The organism is Undibacterium hunanense (assembly GCF_014284335.1).
Classification (GTDB): Bacteria; Pseudomonadota; Gammaproteobacteria; order Burkholderiales; family Burkholderiaceae_D; genus Undibacterium; species Undibacterium hunanense.
The window spans coordinates 1-451 of sequence record NZ_JACOGF010000055.1; the positions used below are offsets into that span (position 1 = coordinate 1).

General features: G+C 50.3%; 1 pseudogene. It reads left to right on the top strand.

The annotated features are described in order from the left end of the window. Positions 1-451, top strand: a pseudogene (locus H8L32_RS27290) (hypothetical protein); the annotation flags it as partial.

Consider the following 451-nt stretch of genomic DNA (forward strand, 5'->3'; position numbering starts at 1 on the left):
CAACAGGCGGTACGATCACCAACATCAAGTCTCTGATCACTGATAACACTGGTGGTTCGATCACTTTCGGTGCAACAACGACAGGTATCACTACAGTAACTGGCGGTACAGGTACTGACAACGTTGATCTGACAGGTGCAGGTACTTCCTTCCTGGCTGGTAACGTCAATCTGGGTGCAGGTGCTGCTCAAACATTGACTCTGGGTGCGTTGGCTTACACTGGTACTTTCAGTGCAGGTGCTGGTACAACTGACACACTGGCATTGGCTGCTGGTGCAAACATCTCTGGTGCGAACATCACAGGCTTCGAAAACCTGACATTGGCAGCAACTGGCGTGTACACCATGACTGCTGCAGAATACAATTCCTTCACAGGTACTGTAACTGCAGGCAATACAGAAACCATCGCGTTGACTACAGCCGGTACGATCGTTGCTAACGCAGCTATCGA